The 20,112-nt window shown below is 63.0% G+C and carries 16 protein-coding genes and 1 pseudogene; 7 read left to right on the forward strand and 10 right to left on the reverse strand.

From position 1 onward, the window contains the following. Nucleotides 1-22 precede the first annotated feature (22 nt). The 3 genes from AC0L28_RS26805 to AC0L28_RS26815 form a co-directional block, all read right to left on the reverse strand. Nucleotides 23-1,930, reverse strand: coding sequence for a putative bifunctional diguanylate cyclase/phosphodiesterase (locus AC0L28_RS26805; protein WP_473481246.1), 1,908 nt, complete (start codon nt 1,928-1,930; stop codon nt 23-25). A gap of 229 nt (nt 1,931-2,159) precedes the next feature. After that, nucleotides 2,160-3,626, reverse strand: a complete 1,467-nt coding sequence (locus AC0L28_RS26810) for an ROK family protein (RefSeq protein WP_473481248.1) — start codon at nt 3,624-3,626, stop codon at nt 2,160-2,162. 269 nt (nt 3,627-3,895) lie between these two features. After that, nucleotides 3,896-4,801, reverse strand: coding sequence for a tagatose-bisphosphate aldolase (locus AC0L28_RS26815; RefSeq protein WP_128175244.1), 906 nt, complete (start codon nt 4,799-4,801; stop codon nt 3,896-3,898). A gap of 284 nt (nt 4,802-5,085) precedes the next feature. On the opposite strand from AC0L28_RS26815, the gene AC0L28_RS26820 reads away from it, so the two are divergent. The 5 genes from AC0L28_RS26820 (at nt 5,086) to AC0L28_RS26840 (ending at nt 10,082) form a co-directional block, all read left to right on the forward strand. Beyond that, the gene (locus AC0L28_RS26820; RefSeq protein WP_023800329.1) at nt 5,086-5,991 is read left to right on the forward strand and encodes a sugar-binding transcriptional regulator; all 906 of its coding nucleotides are present in this window, start codon (nt 5,086-5,088) and stop codon (nt 5,989-5,991) included. Nucleotides 5,992-6,458: 467 nt separating this feature from the next. Next, nucleotides 6,459-7,439: an ABC transporter substrate-binding protein gene (locus AC0L28_RS26825; RefSeq protein ID WP_128175240.1), complete on the forward strand. Its 981-nt coding sequence runs from the start codon at nt 6,459-6,461 to the stop codon at nt 7,437-7,439. A gap of 96 nt (nt 7,440-7,535) precedes the next feature. Continuing rightward, nucleotides 7,536-8,588 carry an ABC transporter permease subunit gene (locus AC0L28_RS26830; protein WP_027156329.1) on the forward strand — a complete coding sequence of 351 codons (1,053 nt, stop codon included), beginning with the start codon at nt 7,536-7,538 and terminating at the stop codon, nt 8,586-8,588. Then, nucleotides 8,581-9,336, forward strand: a complete 756-nt coding sequence (locus tag AC0L28_RS26835; RefSeq protein ID WP_128175238.1) for an ATP-binding cassette domain-containing protein — start codon at nt 8,581-8,583, stop codon at nt 9,334-9,336. Before AC0L28_RS26830 ends, AC0L28_RS26835 begins: the two co-directional genes overlap by 8 nt. A gap of 491 nt (nt 9,337-9,827) precedes the next feature. Next, on the forward strand, nt 9,828-10,082 hold the full coding sequence (locus AC0L28_RS26840; protein ID WP_023800333.1) for a DUF768 domain-containing protein: 255 nt from the start codon (nt 9,828-9,830) through the stop codon (nt 10,080-10,082). Nucleotides 10,083-10,146: 64 nt separating this feature from the next. Here AC0L28_RS26840 and AC0L28_RS26845 read toward each other — a convergent pair whose 3' ends face one another. The 3 genes and pseudogenes from AC0L28_RS26845 to xseA form a co-directional block, all read right to left on the reverse strand. Next, nucleotides 10,147-10,563, reverse strand: coding sequence for a P1 family peptidase (locus AC0L28_RS26845; protein ID WP_473481278.1), 417 nt, complete (start codon nt 10,561-10,563; stop codon nt 10,147-10,149). 94 nt (nt 10,564-10,657) lie between these two features. After that, nucleotides 10,658-11,270 (reverse strand): annotated as a pseudogene (locus AC0L28_RS26850) (P1 family peptidase); the annotation flags it as partial. Between the two features lie 6 nt (nt 11,271-11,276). Next, nucleotides 11,277-12,842, reverse strand: a complete 1,566-nt coding sequence (gene xseA / locus AC0L28_RS26855; RefSeq protein ID WP_128175236.1) for an exodeoxyribonuclease VII large subunit — start codon at nt 12,840-12,842, stop codon at nt 11,277-11,279. A gap of 115 nt (nt 12,843-12,957) precedes the next feature. Between xseA and AC0L28_RS26860 the strand changes: the two genes are divergently transcribed. Next, on the forward strand, nt 12,958-15,171 hold the full coding sequence (locus AC0L28_RS26860; RefSeq protein WP_473481252.1) for a putative bifunctional diguanylate cyclase/phosphodiesterase: 2,214 nt from the start codon (nt 12,958-12,960) through the stop codon (nt 15,169-15,171). Between the two features lie 3 nt (nt 15,172-15,174). On the opposite strand, the gene AC0L28_RS26865 is transcribed toward AC0L28_RS26860, so the two are convergent. Beyond that, entirely contained in the window at nt 15,175-16,125 is a 951-nt protein-coding gene (locus tag AC0L28_RS26865) for a LysR substrate-binding domain-containing protein (protein WP_287191094.1), read from the reverse strand. Nucleotides 16,126-16,301: 176 nt separating this feature from the next. On the opposite strand from AC0L28_RS26865, the gene AC0L28_RS26870 reads away from it, so the two are divergent. Continuing rightward, entirely contained in the window at nt 16,302-16,592 is a 291-nt protein-coding gene (locus tag AC0L28_RS26870; protein ID WP_023800338.1) for a DUF1127 domain-containing protein, read from the forward strand. A 152-nt stretch (nt 16,593-16,744) separates the two neighbouring features. Here AC0L28_RS26870 and AC0L28_RS26875 read toward each other — a convergent pair whose 3' ends face one another. The 3 genes from AC0L28_RS26875 to AC0L28_RS26885 form a co-directional block, all read right to left on the reverse strand. Continuing rightward, nucleotides 16,745-17,632 carry a DUF937 domain-containing protein gene (locus AC0L28_RS26875; protein ID WP_128166161.1) on the reverse strand — a complete coding sequence of 296 codons (888 nt, stop codon included), beginning with the start codon at nt 17,630-17,632 and terminating at the stop codon, nt 16,745-16,747. Between the two features lie 114 nt (nt 17,633-17,746). After that, complete coding sequence (locus tag AC0L28_RS26880; protein ID WP_473481255.1) at nt 17,747-19,120, reverse strand: glutamate--cysteine ligase; 1,374 nt, start codon at nt 19,118-19,120, stop codon at nt 17,747-17,749. 257 nt (nt 19,121-19,377) lie between these two features. After that, nucleotides 19,378-20,112 (reverse strand): 16S rRNA (uracil(1498)-N(3))-methyltransferase, encoded by a 735-nt coding sequence (locus tag AC0L28_RS26885; protein WP_023800341.1) that lies wholly within the window; start codon nt 20,110-20,112, stop codon nt 19,378-19,380.

Consider the following 20,112-nt stretch of genomic DNA (forward strand, 5'->3'; position numbering starts at 1 on the left):
GTTTCATTGGTGGCGTGTGCCCTCACAACTCCGTGGCGTGCTCTTTTAGTGTCACCTCAAGCGCCTGGCTTAGCGGCACCGCCTTGGAGAATAGGAAGCCCTGAGCAGTTCTGCAGCCGAGCTTGTACAGAATTTGCCGGTCCGCCTCTGTTTCGACGCCCTCGGCCATGACATCGATCCCGAGCGCCCGACCAAGATCGATCACCGTTTTGACAAGCAGCCGGTCCTCCCGAGACTTGGCCAAGCCGCGGATGAAGCCTTGGTCTATTTTCACCTTGCGTATCCGACTGTCCTTGAGCGACGCCAACGTGGAAAAGCCGGTGCCGAAGTCATCGAGCGCGATGGAAATTCCGGCATGTGAAAGCCGTCCGAGCTTTTCATCCAGTCTTTCCGGGTCCACTGGAGATTCTTCGGTAATCTCGATTTCGAACATCGTTGCCGGAAGGTCTTTTGCCGCCAGACCATTCAGAACCATGTCGTCGATATCGCCGGCTTCCAATTCGCGCGGTGAAACATTCATTGCCACACGAACATCTCGACGGTCACCTTTCACCAAGCCGTCGATAAGAGCACAACAGTCGGAGAATACCGTTTGCGTTAACAGTTGAAGCATTCCGGTTTCGCGTGCGGCTGTCATGATTTCGGGTGGAGAGATGGAACCATGGATCGGATGGGACCACCTCAGCAAGGCTTCAAAACCGATCACGGCCTCGGTATCGAGTCTCACGATGGGCTGGAACCAAGGTGCCACCCTTCTCGCCTCTATCGCTGAATGAAGGTCGCGTTCGATGGACTGGCGACGTTGCAATTCCCTGTCGAGTTCGGCATCGAACAGGCGAAATTCGTTCCTGCCACGACGCTTGGCCGTGTAGAGGGCGACATCCGCCCGCAGCAACATTTCCGTCAGCCCCGGCCTTTCAGCCAGGTATATTCCGATCGATGCACCGATCCGGACGGACGCGACCTCACGATAGGGGCTGGCGACTTTGGCTATGATATTGGATGCGAGGGTACTGGGAGAAAGCGAACTCCTGAATGAGGGAAAAAACAGCACGAACTCATCGCCGCCGATACGGGCGAGCGTTGAGCCTGCCGGCGCTGCCTGCTCGATGCGGCGGGCGATCATGATGAGCAGTTCATCACCGGTCCTGTGACCGTAGGTATCGTTGACAGATTTGAAGCCGTCCAGATCAATCAGCATTGCAACGAACGGGCCGTCCGTATTCTCGAGCTGATTGATCGCGTGTTCGAGGCCCCGTCTGTTGAGAAGGGCCGTTAGGTGGTCCTCCCTGGAATTGCGCTCCATTTCCGCCGCAAGCCGCTCCGCCTCATGTCTCAGGCGGCTTGCTTCGCGGAAGCGGGCTTGCCCTACAAACGAGCCTCGAACCAAGCCGCCCACGAAGAGCAGAACGGCAAAGGCCAGAATGTAATCTTCAAAGTTGCCTTTCGCCAACAGGCAACCCATCGCGATCACAAGCGGCGGCGTAATGAAGTTGATCGCGGCCGCGGCATATGAACTGCCGTATGTAACCGCACCAGCTGAGATGCCCGCCAGAATAATCAGATGCAGCGGCGCTTGCGGCGTTGTGTAGCCAACGGTAAGGACGGCAAGAAAGGACCAGGCAAACCCTGACAGAAGAGCAAGGATGCCAAACCAGCGAAGCCGCTGCGAAATCCCTGTTAAATCGCCCTGATCCCCCGTCTCGTTTAGCTGATAACGGGCGAGTCCGAGGCGGGCGGTATTTATGGCATTGACAACCAGGAACCAGATTGCGGCGGCAAAGCCCCCGCCAGAAAAGGCCTGCACCGTCAAAATCAGGCCTGATAGCATAGTGCTTATCGGCATCGATACGAAGAGACCGGCCTTCAGATCAGCAAGCTGATCTTGAAGGATTCTGGCCTCCAGCGCGTTTTCTTTCTTTAGGGCCATAGACCAGTCGGTTCGCTTCCCATGCCGATTCGCAACGTAAGCTTATGCAAGCCCACTGAAGGACGGGTTAACTACTCATTGTATCAGCCTTCTGCGAGGCCTTTGTATGAATCCTCCTCATTTGTGCGGTGATAGAGAACATGGATGGGCAGCATCCTGACGCTCGGGAATAACTTAAGGCGCGTCGCATGCATCCGTTCAAACGCGACGTGCTTAGGGGCTGCGCTGCCTACCTGTCAGCCGCAATCGTCGCCTGCAGCCATTGCGTGATGGCGTCGAAAGCGATCGGTCTGGTCGTGTCGACGTCAAGCAGCGGTCCGCGCCGCAGCGGCTCGGCGCGCTTGGCCAGTTCGATCAGTTCGGGGATGTAGGCCGCGCCGGGATGGCCGGCGGGACGCTGGTCGAGCCTTGCGCGATAGCGCTCGGCCAGAACCTCGCCGGGCGCATGGCACCAGATCTCGGCGGTCTGCTCAACGCCGGCGCTGCGCAGGTGATCCTCGAGCACCTGGCGCGGTTGGAAGCCGAACCAGGCGTCGATGACAAATATGGCGCCCGCCGGGGCCTCGCCGACGACCGACCAGATGGCCTGGTAACTGGCGCGGCCGAGTATGCGGTTGAATTCGCGATCGCCGCCGCCGAGCACTTCGAGGAACGGGTTCTTGATCGTATCGAGCGCCAGCAATGGCCAACCCATGTGCGCGGCGATGCCGCGCGAGACCGTGCTTTTGCCGCTGGCGGGGATGCCGTTGACGAGCACGGCGCGCCTGGTGCGATCGAGCCGGGCGGTCGGCAAGGATACTGGCGAGGCTTCTGCAACTTTTGATTGTGCAACTGCCGGTTGCTCGGCGAGCGCTTGCAGACCGGCGCCGATGACCCCGGCGTCGTCACCCAGTTGCGCCGCTTCCACCGGGCATTGGTACCAGGGCGCCAGGGCAGGAGCCCTGGCAAGCGCCCGATGGGCCGCCAGGCCAAGTCCGCCGCCGAGCAGCACCAGGTCGGGGTCGAACATGGCCACGGTCGTGTCGATTGCCGCACGCAGCGGCCCGGCCCAGGCTTCCAATATACCGCGCGCCAAGGGATCGCCGCCCGCATCCCGGGCAAAAAGCTGATCGACCGAAACGTCCGGACCGAGGCCTGCCCGCGCGATGTGACGGCCAAGTGCGGTACCTGAGCTTGTGGTTTCAACGCAGCCGCGCCGGCCGCAGACGCACGCTTCGCCTGATATGTCGACGGTGATATGGCCGAGCTGCCCCGCCGTCCCCTTGCCGCGGACGATCCGCCGATCCTGGACCACGGCACCGCCAATGCCGGTCCCGATCGTGAACATGACGATGCTTTCATGGCCTCTGGCGCCGCCGAGTGCCATTTCCGCGACCAGTGCCATGTTGCAGTCATTGTCGATCACCACGGGCTTGCCCGCCAGGCTTTCCAGTCGTTGCGCAGGGGAGACCGAGGCGAGGTTGACATAGCCCCCTGACAAGACCGCGCCAAGCCGCGCATCGACGCGGCCGGGGACGCCGATGCCGATGGCCGCAACTTCGGGACAATCGAGCCGGCGTACCATTTCGGCGATCCGGGAGAGCACGAGTTCGGGGTCCGGCGCGCTTTTCTCGGAAATGCGCTCGAGGATTTCGCCCGTGCCGGAAACACGGGCAGCGCGCAGATTGGTGCCGCCGATATCGATTCCTATGGCCATCGAACCAGAGCCTGTTCCATTTCGACTAAATCGAAATGGGGCTCTATCTTGCTGTTTGACCATGATCTTCTCCGAAAACCGGTCCCCACTTGTCGGGATCATGGTCAGAGGCATGACGTCCCGTGCGTGCCTGGTGTGAACGTCGGATAGCTACAGCGCCGCGCATCCTGGTGCGCACAGGACGCTATAGTACTTTGATTTGCGCATGATCCTTTTCGAAGATCGACTTCGATTTTGCATCCGCGGACCTTCGGTTCGGGGTCATCGTGCTAAGCGGCTTTCTGCCGGTAGTTTCCGATCACCGCCTGAAGCTCGCGCAATCTCGACACCGCGATAGTCCTGAGCCTTTCACGCTGAATGTCACGGTCGAGCGAGATGCAGTCCTTCCACAGCGACCGGCCGGCGATGACGCCTGACGCGCCGTTCCTCATCGCGATCTCGACCTGGCCCAGGAAGGTTGCATGGTTGACGCCGGCGGAGAGGACCGCCCAAGGCACCTCGCCAGCCATGCTGCTGATCCTGGCGCAGGCTTCCGGCGTTCCGGGATAAGGAAGCTTGAGCACCTTTGCCCCGCATTCCAGCGAAGTACGGGTGCCCTCTTCGACGAGCCAGGGGATCTTGGCCGTATACTCTTCATGGCTTTCCGCTTCGAGTTGATAGGTCAGGAACTCGACGACGAGCAGGAGGTCCTCTTGCGCGAAATCGGCGATGCATTGGCGCAGAATGGCGACATTATGCTCGTTCGCCTCAGGCCTGTCGGGCCTGAAATAGACCATGATCTTGCCGCCGGTGCCGCCGAGCTCGCGCACGCGGCGCGCGCCGATGCCGGGAACGAGACGCGACAGGCGGTAGCCGGCAGGCGAGACGTCGAAGCCCGAAGCGTCGAGGCCGATGAGCAGAGCCGTATCGCGGCTCAGCACCCCGTCATCGACAACCCGCGGCACCGCGCAGAGCGGGTCGAGCAGCACGCAGGATGCCTGGCTGGCGAGGTATCGCGTGATGTCCGACTTGGTGTCGCCCAGCATGTCGTCGGTGATCTTGGCCTGTTCTTCAGGGTCCGCCGCAAGCAAGCTTCGCATGCCGCCGCGCTGGTCACAGGCGATGGCCATCATCGCCCCGTCCTTGCCGCATATCTGCTGGTAGCCGCGCAACTCTGCGGTCGTCATCTTTGTCATGGGTCTTCTGTCCGATGTTGGCGCCCATTCATCGGGGCGCAGATCAGTGGAAACAAGAAAGGTTCAGTTTTACCTGCCTCCCGACAGGAGGTTTTGCCGCTTTGCTGCGCTATCGGACCGAGAAATTCGGCCTTGGCCGCAATCTGCCGTGGAAACCAGCCCACGTTGCGAGTCAGCCGGATTTGCGCGATAACTCCCATCGGTCGATGGGTCTGTAACACATTGCTGAAAGGAATTGCAAGCTGTCTGCACCTCCCGCACAAGATGCAGCCGCATCGCGGACGATGCTGCATACGGTCGCCAAACTGCACTATGAGGCGGACATGTCGCAGGTCGATATCGCGCGGCGGCTTGGCGTCTCCACCGCGACAATATCGCGCCTCCTGCAGCGGGCGAGAGCGGAGGGCATCGTGCGGATCGAAGTTCTCGATCTTGCAACCCCCGAAGGCATCACCACGCAACTGGTTGAGGCACTCGGGCTGCGTGACGCGGCGGTCATCGAAACGCCGTCAGCCGGTGCGCTGGCGGCGCTCGCTGCGCCGCTCGGCGCCTTGCTCAAGCAAGCGGGACTGACGGCCGGCAAGGTCGTCGCCATCGGCTGGGGGCGAGCCATTCGCGAGGTGATCCAGGCAGGCCTGCCGCGCATTCCCGGCGTTCTTACCGTCGCTGCCACCGGCGGCATGCAGCAGCAGGCGGCGCATTTTCAGATCAACGAGTTTGTGCGGCTGGCCGCAGAAGAGCTGGGCGGGACGCCGCATTTCATCCATGCGCCCTATCTGCCGTCGTCCGAATTGCGTGAGGTCTTCCTCGGCGATGCGGCCATCCGCGACAGCGTCGCGCTTTGGGACCGGACCGACGTTGCGATCGTCGGCATCGGCCTGCCCCATGCCATCAATCCGCCCGAAGCGAGCGCGGCCACGCTGAGCGAACAGGCCCTGTTTCATGCGGCGGGAGACGTCATCCGCCACTACTTCGACGCCGAAGGCAAGCTCATCCCGTGGGAGGGGGAGGGCCGGATGATCGCAATGTCGCCGGCCCAGCTTCGAGCCGTCCCGCTGGTGATCGGCGTTGCCGCCTCGCCGGAGAAGGCGAAGGCGATCATAGGTGCCGTCCGCGCCAGGCTCATCAATGCTCTGGTGACGGACACGAAGACGGCCCAGGCCATTCTCGAGGCTCTCTTGCCCCGATAATGCTGGGCACGCCGATACGTGACATCGGCACAGCTGATCGATTCCGGACCGATCGACACCCAACCCGCAGCCGCGAAATCATCGCCGCAAAATCATCAGTTGTGTCGTCAAGGCGTTGGAGCAATAGTCTGCGGGAGGGGCTCTGCGGAGCAGACAGATGGTGTCCGGTTTGAAAGCGTTTCGACCCCGGAAATGTGCGGTTGCAATTTCTTTCAGCAAAGTGTTACAACATTGCAGCTAGGCAAGCATGCGAGCCGAGCGGCGCAGTTTCCTGCACCTTGCGGAGGCTCGTAACGGGACTGCGCAGCAGGCTGGTCGGTTTCGACGGTCGATTTAATGACTGGGGCGCTTGGGAGGAGGCTGCCCCATAACAGCAAGCAGGCGAAACCCGCTTCTCGCCGCCAGCACTTCACAGAGCCGGGACGACTCGCAACGGCAAAATCTGCCAACATTAGGAGGAGGATGTTATGAAGAAGATTGTTGCCGCTCTGGCGGCTCTCGCCATCTGCGCAGCGGCGCTGGTCACGCCCGCATTGGCGCAGGACAAAAAATACACCATTGCGCTCATTCCGGGTCTTACCACCGACGGCTTTTACATCACCATGCGCAAGGGAGCCCAGGCGGCAGCCGATGCCCTTGGTGTGACCCTGGTTTTCCAGGGCGCCCCGGATTTCAATCCGGTAACGCAAGTCCCCGTGCTTGACGCGGTCATCGCCAAGAAGCCGGATGCCATCCTGATCGCGCCGACCGACAAGGTTCAATTGGTCGAACCCCTGCGCAAGGCCCATGACGCCGGCATTCCGGTGATCACCGTCGACACCTTCATCGGCAGCGGCGTCTACCAGACCGGCGCCGGCGAGGCGGATTTCCCACTGTCCTATATTGCCTCCGACAACATTCTGGGCGGCGAGATCGCCGCGCGGGCATTGGCCAAGGCCATAGGCGACAAGGGCAAGGTCTACGTTTCGAACGTCAAGCCCGGCATTTCGACCACCGACCAGCGTGAAGAGGGCTTCAAGAAGGAGATGGCGGCCAACCATACCGGCATCACCGTTCTCGAAACCCAGTTCAACGACAATGACGCCAACAAGGCCGCCTCGCAGCTGCAGGCTGTGTTCGCGCGCAATCCCGATCTCGTCGGGGTGTTCGGCGCAAACCTGTTCTCGGCGCTTGGCGCGGCGAATGGCGTCCAGCAGGCCGGGCAGACCGGCACCGTCAAGGTCGTGGCGTTCGACGCGCCGACCAGCATTGCCGACAACATCAACTCTGGCCTTGTCGACGTCGCGATTGCCCAGCATCCCGCGGAAATCGGCTATTTCGGCGTCGTGTCGGCCTATGCCCATCTGACCGGCCAGTCGATCCCGGTTGCGATCGGCACCGGCTTTACGATCATGGACAAGGCCAACATCGCCGACCCGAACATCTCGAAATACCTCTATTCCGAATAAGTCCAGCCAGTCTCCTTCCGGCCTGCCGGAAGGAGACCTGCGCCGGGTCGCTTTGACCCTGTTTGTCGGAGGCCGCTCTGCGGATCGGAACCATCCATGACTTCAACATCACCAACCGAAACGCATGTCGCTCCTCAGGCGGATCACGGTGATCCGGCCAGGAGCTGGCTCGCACGCATCGCCGAAGGGCGCGCCTGGCTGTTCCTTGCGGGCCTGATCATCTGTTTCGAGGTCTGGTCGAGGCTCTCCTTCGGCGCGACCTTCGTGCTCAACCCGTTCAACGTGCAGTCCATTGCGATATTCGCCGTGGCGCCGTTGCTGCTGGCGACCGGGCAGACCTTCGTCATCATTTCGGGAGGCATCGACCTCTCGCTGGGTTTCATCATGGGTCTCGCGGCCGTCGTCGCCGCCCACGCTACGAATATGGCTGGCGTCGCCATGCCGGTGCCTCTGGCCATGATGTTGGGCATTCTGGCGGCCGTGATCGTCGCCGGCGTGCCTGGCGTCATCAATGGCTTGCTGATCTCGCGCCTCAGAATTCCCCCTTTTATCGGCACGCTTGGCATGTTTGGCGTGGCGCGCGGCGCTGCGTTCCTGCTGGCCGGCGGCACGACGGTGCCGGTCCAGAATTCCTGGTTCGCGCTGCTTGGCAACGGCAGGTTCTACGGGGTGCCTTATCTCGTCATCATTGCCGCCGTCTTTGTCGTGGTGATGCACTACATCCTGAGCCAGACCCGGTTCGGCCAGCATAACTACGCCATCGGCGCCAATGTGCAGGCGGCGCGCCGCGCCGGCATCGACATCAGGGGCCACATCCTGCGCCTCTACGTGCTTTCGGCGATGTGCGCCGGCCTCGGGGGCGCGCTCTATGCAGCGCGCTTCACCGCGGGCGCCGCCCAGGCCGGCGAGCCCTTGCTGCTGGACAGCGTGGCAGCCGTGGTAATCGGCGGCGCCAGCCTGTTCGGTGGCTCAGGCACCATCTTCGGGACGGTCGCCGGCGCCTTGGTCATCGCGGTCATTCAATACGGGCTGGTTTTCGTCAATGTCGAGCCGTTCTGGCAGTTCATCGCCGTCGGCCTCGTCATCATTATCTCCGTCCTTATCGACCAGGCGCAGCGCCGGTTCAGTGGAGCTCGCCAGGATGAATAGTTCCGAACAAACCGCCCCCCTCCTCGAAGTCCGGCACCTTTCCAAGCATTTCGGCGCGGTACAGGCGCTGAACGATTTCTCCATGGCCGTGCGGCCGGGCGAAGTGGTGGCGCTGGCCGGCGACAACGGCGCCGGCAAGACGACGCTGATCAAGGCGATATCGGGCGTCTTTCAGCCGACCGGCGGTGAAATTCTGCTGAGGGGGCAGCCGGTCACCTTCGCGACGCCGCAGGAGGCGCGCGAAAAAGGCATCGAGACCATTTATCAGGATCTCGCTCTCGCCGACAATTTGTCCATCGGCGCCAATATCTTCCTCGGGCGTGAACCCATGCGCAAGGCTTTCGGTTTCTTGCCGGTGCTCGATCGCAAGGCGATGGCCGTCGCCGCCAAGCAGACGATGGGACGGCTGGACTTCCATGTCAGCCGGCTCGACGCCCCGGTCAGCAATTTCTCCGGCGGTCAACGGCAGGCCGTTGCCATCGGCCGGGCCGTCTACTGGGATGCGCAGATCCTGATCATGGACGAACCGACCGCGGCCCTCGGGGTGCCGGAGCAGCGCAAGGTCATCTCGCTCATCCACCAGCTCAAGGCGCAAGGCCGGGGAGTGATCTTCATCTCGCACAATCTGCAGGACATTTTCGCCGTTTCCGACCGTATCGTCGTGCTGCGCCGCGGCATCCAGGCCGGCGAGCGCAAGATTTCGGAGACTAATCATGACGAAGTCGTCAAGCTCATGGTTGGCGGATAGGCCGAGCGCCCGCCCGATTTCCGGCGAAACATGCTCGCCCCGACGGTGACAAAATGCCATCCAGATACGCTCGGCGCGGCGGAAGGAAGCAGGACGGCGAGCAGGGTCGACATTGCCTGAGGATGTCACTATATAGCGGCGGCTTTGGCCGCGTATCCTAGGGTTGCGCAGCGAATGGCGCCGCAAACGTGCCGCGTAATGTGATACCTATTGTCATACAAATTGACTGGTTTGCCGGAAAATAACAAGTAGAAACAATGGCGCGATCCGGGACCTGATCCCAGCCAACGGTGCCAGTCTGCTCAGGAAAATAGAATCTCCTTCAGAATTAGAATGTGCTCCTTGAACCTTCGATTTCCGTCAGCCCTGTGGAGCTTGGGCAAGATCGGCTTGCCGGGTGACGGCGACTCGGTTGGAATAGGAGCGTGCATCTTTTCGGGGATGCCGGCGTTTATGATTACCAACCGGCGCAGCCGCCAGGGAACAGCAGCATGAGCGAACACGCGATCGAGTTCTTGCAGGAGTGGATCGGCGAAAAGGTCCACTGCCAGTCCTCGCTGGACAGGATCGAGGAGCAGGCCGAGACCCTCGCCAAGGAATGCGCGGCGAAGGCTGCTGAGGCCGGCATACCGCTGGAGGATATCCAGGAAGAGGTCGGCGACATTCAGGAACTTATCGCGTCGAGGCTGGAAGAGGCGGCTGAGGCCGACCAGGACGAAAAGAATTCGGACAGGCCTGCCGAGTGACCTGCCGACCGACCCGGCAAAAGGCGTCTATTCACCTGTGCGATGCGTGACACGCCACACAGTTCTACTTTCTCTGCCTAGCCCCGAATTTGCTCTTGAGCCATGCCTTTGGCAGCGCCGGCACGAAATTGCCGTCGCGCCCGGTCATGTCGTCATTGGCGGCCAGCGCATTGAGGATAGCTTCCTCCACACTCCCGATCACGGCGTCGAAGAACGGGTCGATGTCGGTATCCGGGATAAAGTCGGCGCTGGCGATGCGGCCTGACGGCGCCATCGCCGCCTCGCGGTTGGCGGTCGAAAAGGCCAGGAAAATATCGCCCGAGCTGTGATAGCCGAAGCCGCCGGTCATGGCGACGCCGAGCGGCACCCGGCGTGCCAAGCGCTTCATCTGATGCGGCAGCAACGGCGCATCGGTGGCGACGATCCCGATGATCGAGCCCTTCTCGGCGCGCGGCGTGCTTTCGTGGATCGCCGGTGCCACGAGATCGGGCCCGGCGCGCAGGCCGCGAATGGTAAAAATTGCTCCGCGTGCCGAAATTCGCCTGCACGAACGCGCCGACCGTGTAGCGCCGGCCGTACCATTCGACGAGGCGCGATGCCGTGCCGGAGCCTGCCTTGAAACCGAAGGCGATCATGCCGGTGCCGCCGCCGACGCTGCCTTCCTCGATCGATCCGCTGGTCGCGCCATCGAGGGCCGCGGCGACATGCTCAAACCCGAGATGGTGGCCATTGATGTCGTTCAGGAAGCCGTCATAGGTCTCCGCCGCCACCGGCAGGCCCCAGCCGCTGTCGAGCGCGGCCGGCAGCACGCGCTGCATCCAGCGCAGCGTTCCGTCGCGTGAAACGCCGCAGGATGGTGATCGGAAAATCGAAGGCACCGGTTTCCTCGATGATGTGCGAGCCGGTCAATTCGCCATTGCCGTTCTGGCCGAAAATGCCGGCAAACACCGGCGTGGCCAGTTCGGCGCGCGGTCTGGGCAGGATGGCGGTCACGCCGGTGCGCACCGGCCCCTCGCCGACCACCAGCGCACCTTCGCCCGAAATCAGCGTCGAATAACCGACCGCAACGCCAGCCACATCGGTGATCGCGTTGAACGGTCCGGGCGTTCCGTCAAAACGAATGCCGAAGGCTCGCGCACGCGGCCTGCCGGAAGGCGTCGTCTGGTGATGTGGATTGCCGGAAATCATCGGCACTCAAAACAGCGAGCCTTGGCTGCCAGGCTCCTTGGCTTTGGCGGCCGGCTTTGCAACAGTTTTCGGCCGTGCCGCGCCGCTGGTCGCAACCGCATCGGCGGTTCCGTCGGCGAACTCCAGCGAAAGTGCCATCCCCGGCGCCACTTCCGCCGCTTGATTGATCACTGCGCCGTCGGCATCTTTCACCAGGGCGAAGCCGCGCGCCAGCACCGCCTTGTGCGACAGCGTCGCCAGCAGCCGGTCGGCCTGGGTCAGTTTCCCGCGCAAACGCTCGAGCCGCACCGAAATCACCCGGTCCTGCCGCCGCGACAGCGCCGTCAGGGCATCTGCCTGCAATTTCTGCCGCCTTGCGAGCGGCGCCGGCGACAGCCGCGCCGCGGTGCGCGAAAACCGCGTTCGCCGCTCGCGCACGATGGCGAAGAACGCCGCTTGCGCGCGGCCAAGGTCGCGGCCGGCCAGTGTGCGGGCCTCGTTCATGCGTCGCGACAGGGTGGCCGGCGTCAGCCGCTGCGCCTGAAGCCTGGCTCGCTTGCGCTGGACGCTGACGGACAGCGCTCGGCCAAGCCGGCTCGTCGCCTCGTCGAAACGCCGGCGCGGCAATGCCAGCAACTGGTCGGGCGAGGGCAGCGCCCGGGTGGCGGCACGCACCGCCTGGCGCTTGCGCTCGAAATTGCGCGACACCGCGGCCTTGAGCCGCGCACCAAGGCCGGCAAGCGTCACTTCGAGGTCGGCGCGTACGGGCACGGCGATTTCGGCGGCACCCGTCGGTGTCGGCGCCCGCACATCCGCCGCCAAGTCGATCAGCGTCCAGTCCGTTTCATGGCCGACGGCGGAAATCACCGGAATGCGCGAGGCGGCGACGGCGCGGGCCAGCGCCTCGTCATTGAACCCCCAAAGATCCTCGAGGCTGCCGCCGCCGCGCGCCACGATCAGCAGGTCGGGCTGCGGGATGACGCCATCCTGCGCCAGTCCGTTGAAGCCGTTGACGGCGGCGGTCACTTCGGCGCCGGCCGTTTCGCCCTGCACTCGCACCGGCCAGACCAGCACATGCAGCGGAAACCGGTCCTTGATCCGGTGGATGATGTCGCGAATGACAGAGCCTGTCGGCGAGGTGACGACGCCGATGACGCGCGGCATGAACGGCAGCAAGCGCTTGCGGCCGGCATCGAACAGGCCTTCGGACTGCAGCCGGCGCTTGCGCTCTTCCAGCAGTGCCATCAGCGCCCCGGCGCCGGCGGGCTCCAGATTGTCGATGACGATCTGGTAGGTGGATTTTCCGGGATAGGTGGTGAGCCGGCCGGTGGCGATCACCTCCATGCCTTCTTCCGGGCGGAACTTCAGCCGGCCCATCGTGGTCTTCCAGACCACGGCGTCGAGCCGTGCGCGGTCGTCCTTGAGGCAGAAATAGGCATGGCCGGAGGAATGCGGTCCGCGATAGCCTGATATTTCGCCGCGCACCCGCACATTGCCGAAGACGTCCTCGACCGTGCGCTTCAGCGCGCCGGAAATCTCGCTGACCGTGTATTCGGTGGCGTTGGTACGTGATTCGGATGCAGCGTCGCTCATTGGCCGATTGGGGGGCGGTTGTTGGCCGGCGTCAAGGCCGTCGCTCGTAGCCGATGTCATAACTCGATCTTAACCCGATCTGATGACTGTGCGGAAAAGAGAGTGGCCAGGACGCATGAGCCGTCGTCTTCAACGCAGCCCATTAACGTTCCAGGTCACGCTGACGGTGATGGCGCTTGCCATTTTCGCGCTTGCCATGGTCGTCGGCTTTGGCTTTTACGCCACTGTGCAGGCGGATAGCGTCTCCCTCGAGCGGCAGAAAATCCTTTTCGCCAACGGCATGCGGGACCGGATGGCGGCGGTGGATCGCGAGCAGGAAAGCATCTCAGTCTGGGACGATTCCGTCATCAATGCCAAGGCCGGCAACGTGGACTGGATGATCGATAACATCAGCGTCTGGATGTATTCCTACTATGGGCATGATCGGGTCTATGTACTGGATGCCGCCGATCGTCCGGTCCATGCGATGCGTGAAGGAAACGTGCTGGCGCCGGCGCGTTACAGCGAGGATGAATCGGTTCTGTTGCCCACGGTCGAAAGGGTGCGCCGGTTGATCCGCGAGCCGGCGAAAGAAGACCTGGCCGGCGGTCCGGTCAAATTGGCCGCAGGGGATCTGGTGGAGCTTGACGGAAAACCTGCCATCCTCAGCATCATGCCGCTGGTGCCGAGTTCCGACCGCGTCATCCAGACGCCTGGCAGCGAATACCTTCATATCTCGGTGGACTTCATCACCGACGCGCTGCTGGCCAAGATCGCCGGGCAATATCTGTTGGCGGGCGCCCGCCTGCTGCCGTTGTCGCAGCCGGTTGGCGGGGCTGCCATTCCGCTGGTCGACTCACGCGGCGTCATCCTGGCTTATGCCGGCTGGGATCAGGAGCGGCCCGGCAGCGCGCTTGTGCGCGAGGCAGGGCCGGCCCTGATCGGTGGCGCGCTGCTCGCGGCAGGTGTCCTGGCATTCCTGCTGCGCCGCCTCCGCCGTGCATCGTCGGCGCTGCAGACCAGTCAGGCCGAGGCGCAGTATCTCGCCTTCCACGACACGCTCACCGGCCTTCCCAACCGGGCGCTGTTCGAGGACCGGCTCCGGCGCGCTTTGCTCACGGCCAGTCACGAAACAGCCAAAGTGGCGCTTCTTTATCTCGACCTCGACCGTTTCAAGCATGTCAACGACACGCTTGGCCATCCTGCCGGCGACGAGCTTGTCCGCCAGACCGCCGCGAGGCTCCAGCAGGCAATCCGGGAGGTCGACACGGTGGCACGGCTCGGCGGTGATGAATTCGCCATGATCCTGATTGATGTTGACGACATCCGAGGCGCCGAGGATGTTTCGGAGGGGCTGCTTCAAAAGCTGCAGGAGCCGTTCAAGCTGGCCGACGACCAGGTTTTTGTCAGCGCCAGCATCGGCATAGCATTGTCGACCGGTCCGGATGCCGATGCGGACGACTTGCTGCGCAAGGCCGATATCGCGCTTTATGAAGCCAAGAAGAACGGCCGCGGCCGCTACCAGGTCTTTGCCGGCGACATGGACGACCTCCTGTTGCGCAAGCGCCAGGTTGAGAGCGAGCTTCGCCATGCCCTGAATGGCGGAACCGGGATCAAGCTGGCGTATCAGCCGATCTTTGCGGCGGACGGCAGCACGATCCTCGGTGCCGAGGCGCTGATCCGCTGGGGACATGAGGTCCATGGTGGCTTGCCGCCAGCACAATTCATCGCCATCGCCGAAGAACGTGGCATGATCGGCCAGCTTGGCAAATGGGTGCTGCAAGAGGCTTGCCGCTTCGCTGTCGGCACCGAATTGCCTTGGGTGGCCGTCAACGTGTCGCCACTGCAACTGCGCGACACCGGTTTCGCCGAGCAGCTTGCGGCGGTTCTCGCCGAGACCGGATTGGCGCCAGGGCGCCTGCAGCTCGAGATCACCGAGGGCGTGCTGTTGGACAACAACGATACGACCAGGACGGCTCTGGCTGCCTTGCGCCGGTCGGGGATCGCCATAGTGCTCGACGATTTCGGCACCGGCTATTCGTCGCTGAACTATCTGCGCCGCCACGCTATCGACAAGCTCAAGATCGACCGCTCCTTCGTGAACCTCCTCGGCCGCGACGAGAGTTCGGCGGCGATCATCAGGGCGCTTGTCGATCTTGCCGACGCTCTTGACGTCGGTGTCACCGCGGAAGGCGTGGAGACCGAGGAGCAAAAGGCGCTGCTCGTCGCCATGGGCTGCCGAGAGTTTCAGGGCCATCTGCTGTCGCTGCCGCTGGAGCCGGCGCAATTGCTGCGGCTGGCCGGCCTTTTGCCTGGCAAGGACAGCACGCCGGCAGCAGTTTCCGCCTGATCCTTACCAGCCCGGCACGATCTGGTTCGGCTTGCCCCGCTTCATCTTCGAAAAGGCTGCGAAGTCGAAGTTTCCCGTCTCTTCGCCGAGCGGCACGGAAATATTGTCGAGGCTTTCCGAAATGTGACGGGCCAGCGCGTCGACGATCTCCGGCCGCGACGTCTGGCCGCGCATGATGCCGATGCGGCAATCGGGCAGGGTGCCGAATCCGTCGGCGTCGCCCAGCACCCGCATGCCGGGGCGCAGCGCGCATTCCGGCAGCACCGAGATCGCCAGGCCGGAAAGCACCGCGGCGGTGATGACGGTCGCCGAGAAGCTGGTGAACAGGATGCGGTAGTCGCGGTTCTGCCGGTCGAGCACGTCGACCGCGGCCCGCCGCCAGATGCAGTTCGGCCGGCCGAAGGCCATCGGCAGAACGTCCTGTTCATGCGTCGCATGGTTGGCCGAAGTCACCCACAGCAGCGGTTCGCGCCGCACCACTTCCGACTGGCCGTGCGCGTCACTATGCGTCACCAGTGCCAGATCGAGATTGCCGCGCTTGATATGCTCGACCAGCCCCGGCGTCGGCTCGCAGATCACGGTCAGTTCGACACGTGGATTGGAACGGGCGAAGCGGGCCATGATCTCGGGCAGGAAGCGATCGGCATAGTCGTCCGGCGTGCCGATGCGGATCGTGCCTTCGAGCCGCCGGTCGTCGAAGGCGGCCAGCGTTTCCCGATTGAGGAACAGCAACCGTCTTGCGTAGGAGAGCAGCCTGTCGCCTTCCTCGGTCAGCCTGTTGGTGCGCCCGTCCTTTTCGAACAGCGGCTTGCCGATCCGCTCCTCCAGCCGGCGCATCTGCATGGACACCGCCGACTGGGTCCGATGCACCGCTTCCGCCGCGCGGGTGAAGCTGCCGGTGTCGACGATTGAGACGAAGGTCTGCAATTGATCGAGATCGAGTGGCGCTTTCATCGGTCCAATCCATCACTAGTGTTGATGTTAAAGATTAGAAACATTCGTTGGATTAATCAATCGAACGATGGCAAATTTACGACTGTCCACATGACAGCATGTGAATCGGGACCGGAACGGCCGCTGTTGCCAGCGCCGATCGCGCGTCTTCGTCCGTTCGAATGAAGGAGACTGACATGGCTACGTTTGATTTCGCCACCGAGACTTCGCGCATCACGTCGCGTCCGGCTATTGCGACGCGCGTGGTCAACACCATCTCCAGCGTCTATCGCGCCTGGAAAAACCGCCGCGCCTTCTATCGCCTTGGCGAGATGTCGGACGCCGAACTTGCCGACATCGGCTTGACGCGCGCCGATCTCCACGTCGCCATCGACGTGCCGTTTGGCCGCGATCCAACCGAGAGGCTTCGCATTATCGCAGCCGATCGCACAGACACGATCGAGGATATTGCCCGCAAAGTGACCTGATCGATGGTTGCGTGCCCTTAGGGCGCGCGGTGCTTGGATTTCGCAGGCTCCCACTCCCTGCCGGTTTCCCCGCCGGCCCGCCTGCGCACTGCCCGGTCCTCCCAAGGATCGGGCATTTTTCTTTTTGAAATCAGCCGAAGGCCAGCTTCACGCTACCGCCGGTCCATGCCTCGCTTGAACTGATCGAAGATCGACTCCATGCCCTTCTGGTAATCGTCGCGTTGCTGCGCGCCCGCTTCGAACATCTTGCCGAACAAATCGTCGAACGGATTGCGTGGCCTGCCGCTCGGATTGGCCTGTGGCTGCGGCGTTTCGCGCTGCTGTGGTGCCTGACGCGGCTGCGGCTGTTGCGCGCCGCCGCCGAACATATCCTGCAGCACCTTGCCGAGCGGATTGTCGCCGTAGGGATTGGGCGCCTGCTGCGGCTGACCCTGCGGCTGCTGCGCGCCGCCGAACATGTCCTGCAGCATCTTGCCGAACGGATTGTCCATCGGGCCGGGCTGCGGCGCCTGGCGCTGTTGCGGTGCCTGCGCGCCGCCGCCGGCCTGCCGCATCATCTGCTCGATGATCTCGCCGAGCGGATTGCTGCCGCCGCCGAATCCGCCTGCTGCCTGCATCTGATTTGTGGTCTGCTTGAACAGGCCGCCCATCATCATCGAAGCCACGACCGGGAGCATCTGCTGCAAGATCTGCTGGCTGACGCCGCTCGCCTGTGCTGCCTGGCTGGCAACGGCGCGGGACAGGTCTTTTGAGCCGAACAGATGGCCAAGAATCCCGTTGCCTTCATCGACGCCCTGCGGCGAGAAGGCCCGGCCTGCGTCCTCGAAATATTTGGCGTGCTGGCCGCTGGCCATTGCCGTCATGAACGCGCCGAGCCCGTAGGGGTCGGAGGTGCTGCGCTTCAGCCCCTGTGAAAAGGCCGGCAGCAGCGCCTCGACCGCCGATTGCGCTTGCTGCTGCGAAAGGCCGAACTGTTGGGCCAGGGCCTGCATGCCGTTACCGTTCTGCGCCTGCGCCAGAATGTCGAACAAGGAAGCCATTGGTTTTCTCCTCGGGAAAATCCTCGTAGAAGAGCCTACCGCATCGGCCCGAAAATCGGAATCGATTTCGGAAAGCGCGTTTCCCGAGCCGTCAGCCAAGCCGATAGCAAACGGCTAATACGCATACTCCATGAACACCGGCTCGATCGAGCCGCCCCAGCGCGTATGATAGGCGGAGAGCAGTTCCTCGGCGCTGGTGGTGCCGCGCGCGACGACTTCGTCCAGCGTGCTGAGGAACGACGTTTCGTCGTAGCCGTCGCGGTTCTTGCGGCCGCGGTTCTTCAGCCCCATGCGCGAGATGACGAGCACGTCGCGGGCGATCTCGCGCAGTGTCGTATTGCGGAACGGCGCCGAAATGCCCTGTTCCGGCACGGCGTTGCGCATCGCCAGCACCTCTTCATAGCTCCAGCTTGAGGTCAGCGCCTCGGCCGCGTCGAGCGCCGCCGCGTCGTAGAGCAGCCCGACCCAAAAAGCCGGCAGCGCGCAGATGCGCCGCCATGGTCCGCCATCGGCGCCGCGCATTTCAAGGAAACGCTTCAGTCGCACGTCGGGGAACAGCGTCGACAAATGGTTCGCCCAATCGCCCATCGTCGGAAGCCCGTCAGAAATCTCGTTGCGGGCCGCACCTGCCATGAACTGGCGGAAGGAGACGTGCGTCATGTCGTGGTAGTGGCCGTCGCGGATGACGAAGTACATCGGCACGTCGAGCGCCCATTCGACATAGTCGGCGAAGCCGAAATCGGGCGAGAAGCAGAAGTCGAGCAGCCCCGAGCGCTGGTTGTCGGTGTCGCGCCAGATGTCGCCGCGCCAGCTCTGAAATCCGTTGGGCCGGCCCTCAGTGAACGGCGAGTTGGCGAACAGCGCCGTCGACAGCGGCTGCAGCTTCAGCGACACCTGCATCTTGCGGCGCATGTCGGCCTCGCTCTCGAAGTCGAGATTCACCTGGATGGTGCAGGTGCGGTACATCATGTCGAGGCCCTTGGTGCCGACCTTGGGCATGTAGCGCGTCATGATCTCATAGCGCGACTTTGGCATTTTTGGCGTCTCGGCCAGCGACCATTTCGGGCTGCCGCCGAGCCCGAGGAAGCGGATGCCTATCGGCTCGGCGATCTCGCGCACCTGCGCCAGATGCGCGTTGCCCTCGCGGCAGGTCTGGTGGATTGTTTCCAGCGGCGCGCCGGACAGTTCGAATTGGCCGCCGGGCTCCAGCGAAATCGCCCCCCGGCCGGTCGGCTCGACCAGGCCGATGATGCGGCCGGCATCCATGATCGGATCCCAGCCGAGTTTTTCCTGCATGCCCTCAAGAATGGCGCGGATGCCGTGCTCGCCGCCATAGGGCACCGGCGCATTGCCGTCGACATAGAATGGGAATTTCTCGTGTTCGGTGCCGATGCGCCATTTGTCGCGCGGCTTGTTGCCTTCAGCCAAGTGCTCGACAAGCTCGTCGACGCCTTCGATCGGCCGGAAATCGGTTGTGTCGCGCGCCATTACAAGTCCTCTAGCACATGACCCCGAAAATCGGCTTCGATTTTCGGAAAGGATCATGTGCCCAATCAAGTGCTACAGCGTCCTTTGCGCGTCCGAAAGGACGCGCGGCGCTGTAGGTGGTCGGACGACCGCCGGCGCTAGATGGACGAAATGTCAGTAGGCGATCAAGCGAAAAATCCTGAGCCACAGGGTAACTGGAATTGATTGGCTGCTTCTTCCTTCTCCCACAAGGCCCACAAGGGGAGAAGGGAAGTGCCTCACCAGTCTCCGATTGTCGCCTGTATCACCGCCAGCGCCGCCACAGCAGCCGTATCGGCGCGCAGGATGCGCGGACCGAGAGGAATCGCGGTTACGAAAGGCAGCTCCCGCAGCATCCTTCGTTCCTCGTCGGAAAATCCGCCCTCGGGGCCGACCAGCAGCCCGAGCTTCTTCTCCCGCACCGCCTGCAGCGCCGGCAGCGGATTGTTGGTGGAAGCATCCTCGTCGCAGAAGATCAACCGCCGCTCCTTGTCCCAGCCGGCCAGCAGGCGCTCGATTTTTTCCGCTTCGCGCACTTCCGGCACCGCAAGGATGCCGCATTGTTCGGCGGCCTCGACGACATTGGCGCGCAGCCGTTCGATGCCGGGCTTTGCCACCTGCGTGTGCTGGGTAATGACCGGCTGCAGGACGCCGGCGCCCATCTCGACCGCCTTCTGCACCAGATAGTCGAGCCGACCCTGCTTAAGCGGCGCAAAGCAGTAGACGAGATCGGGCAGCGGCGGCTGCGGCCGCTGCAATGCCAGCACCTTCAGCCGCACCGTCTTTTTGGACCTGGCGGCGATAGAAGCCGACCATTCGCCGTCGCGGCCGTTGAACAACAGGATTTCGGCGCCCTCACCGAGCCGCAGCACATGCATCAGGTAATGGCCCTGCTGCGGGCTCGCCTCGAACTCGATATCCGGTCCGAGGTCGTCCGGCACGAACAGCCGCTGCATCTTGTAATTGGCGCGCAT

It is taken from the genome of Mesorhizobium sp. WSM4847 (assembly GCF_055811335.1).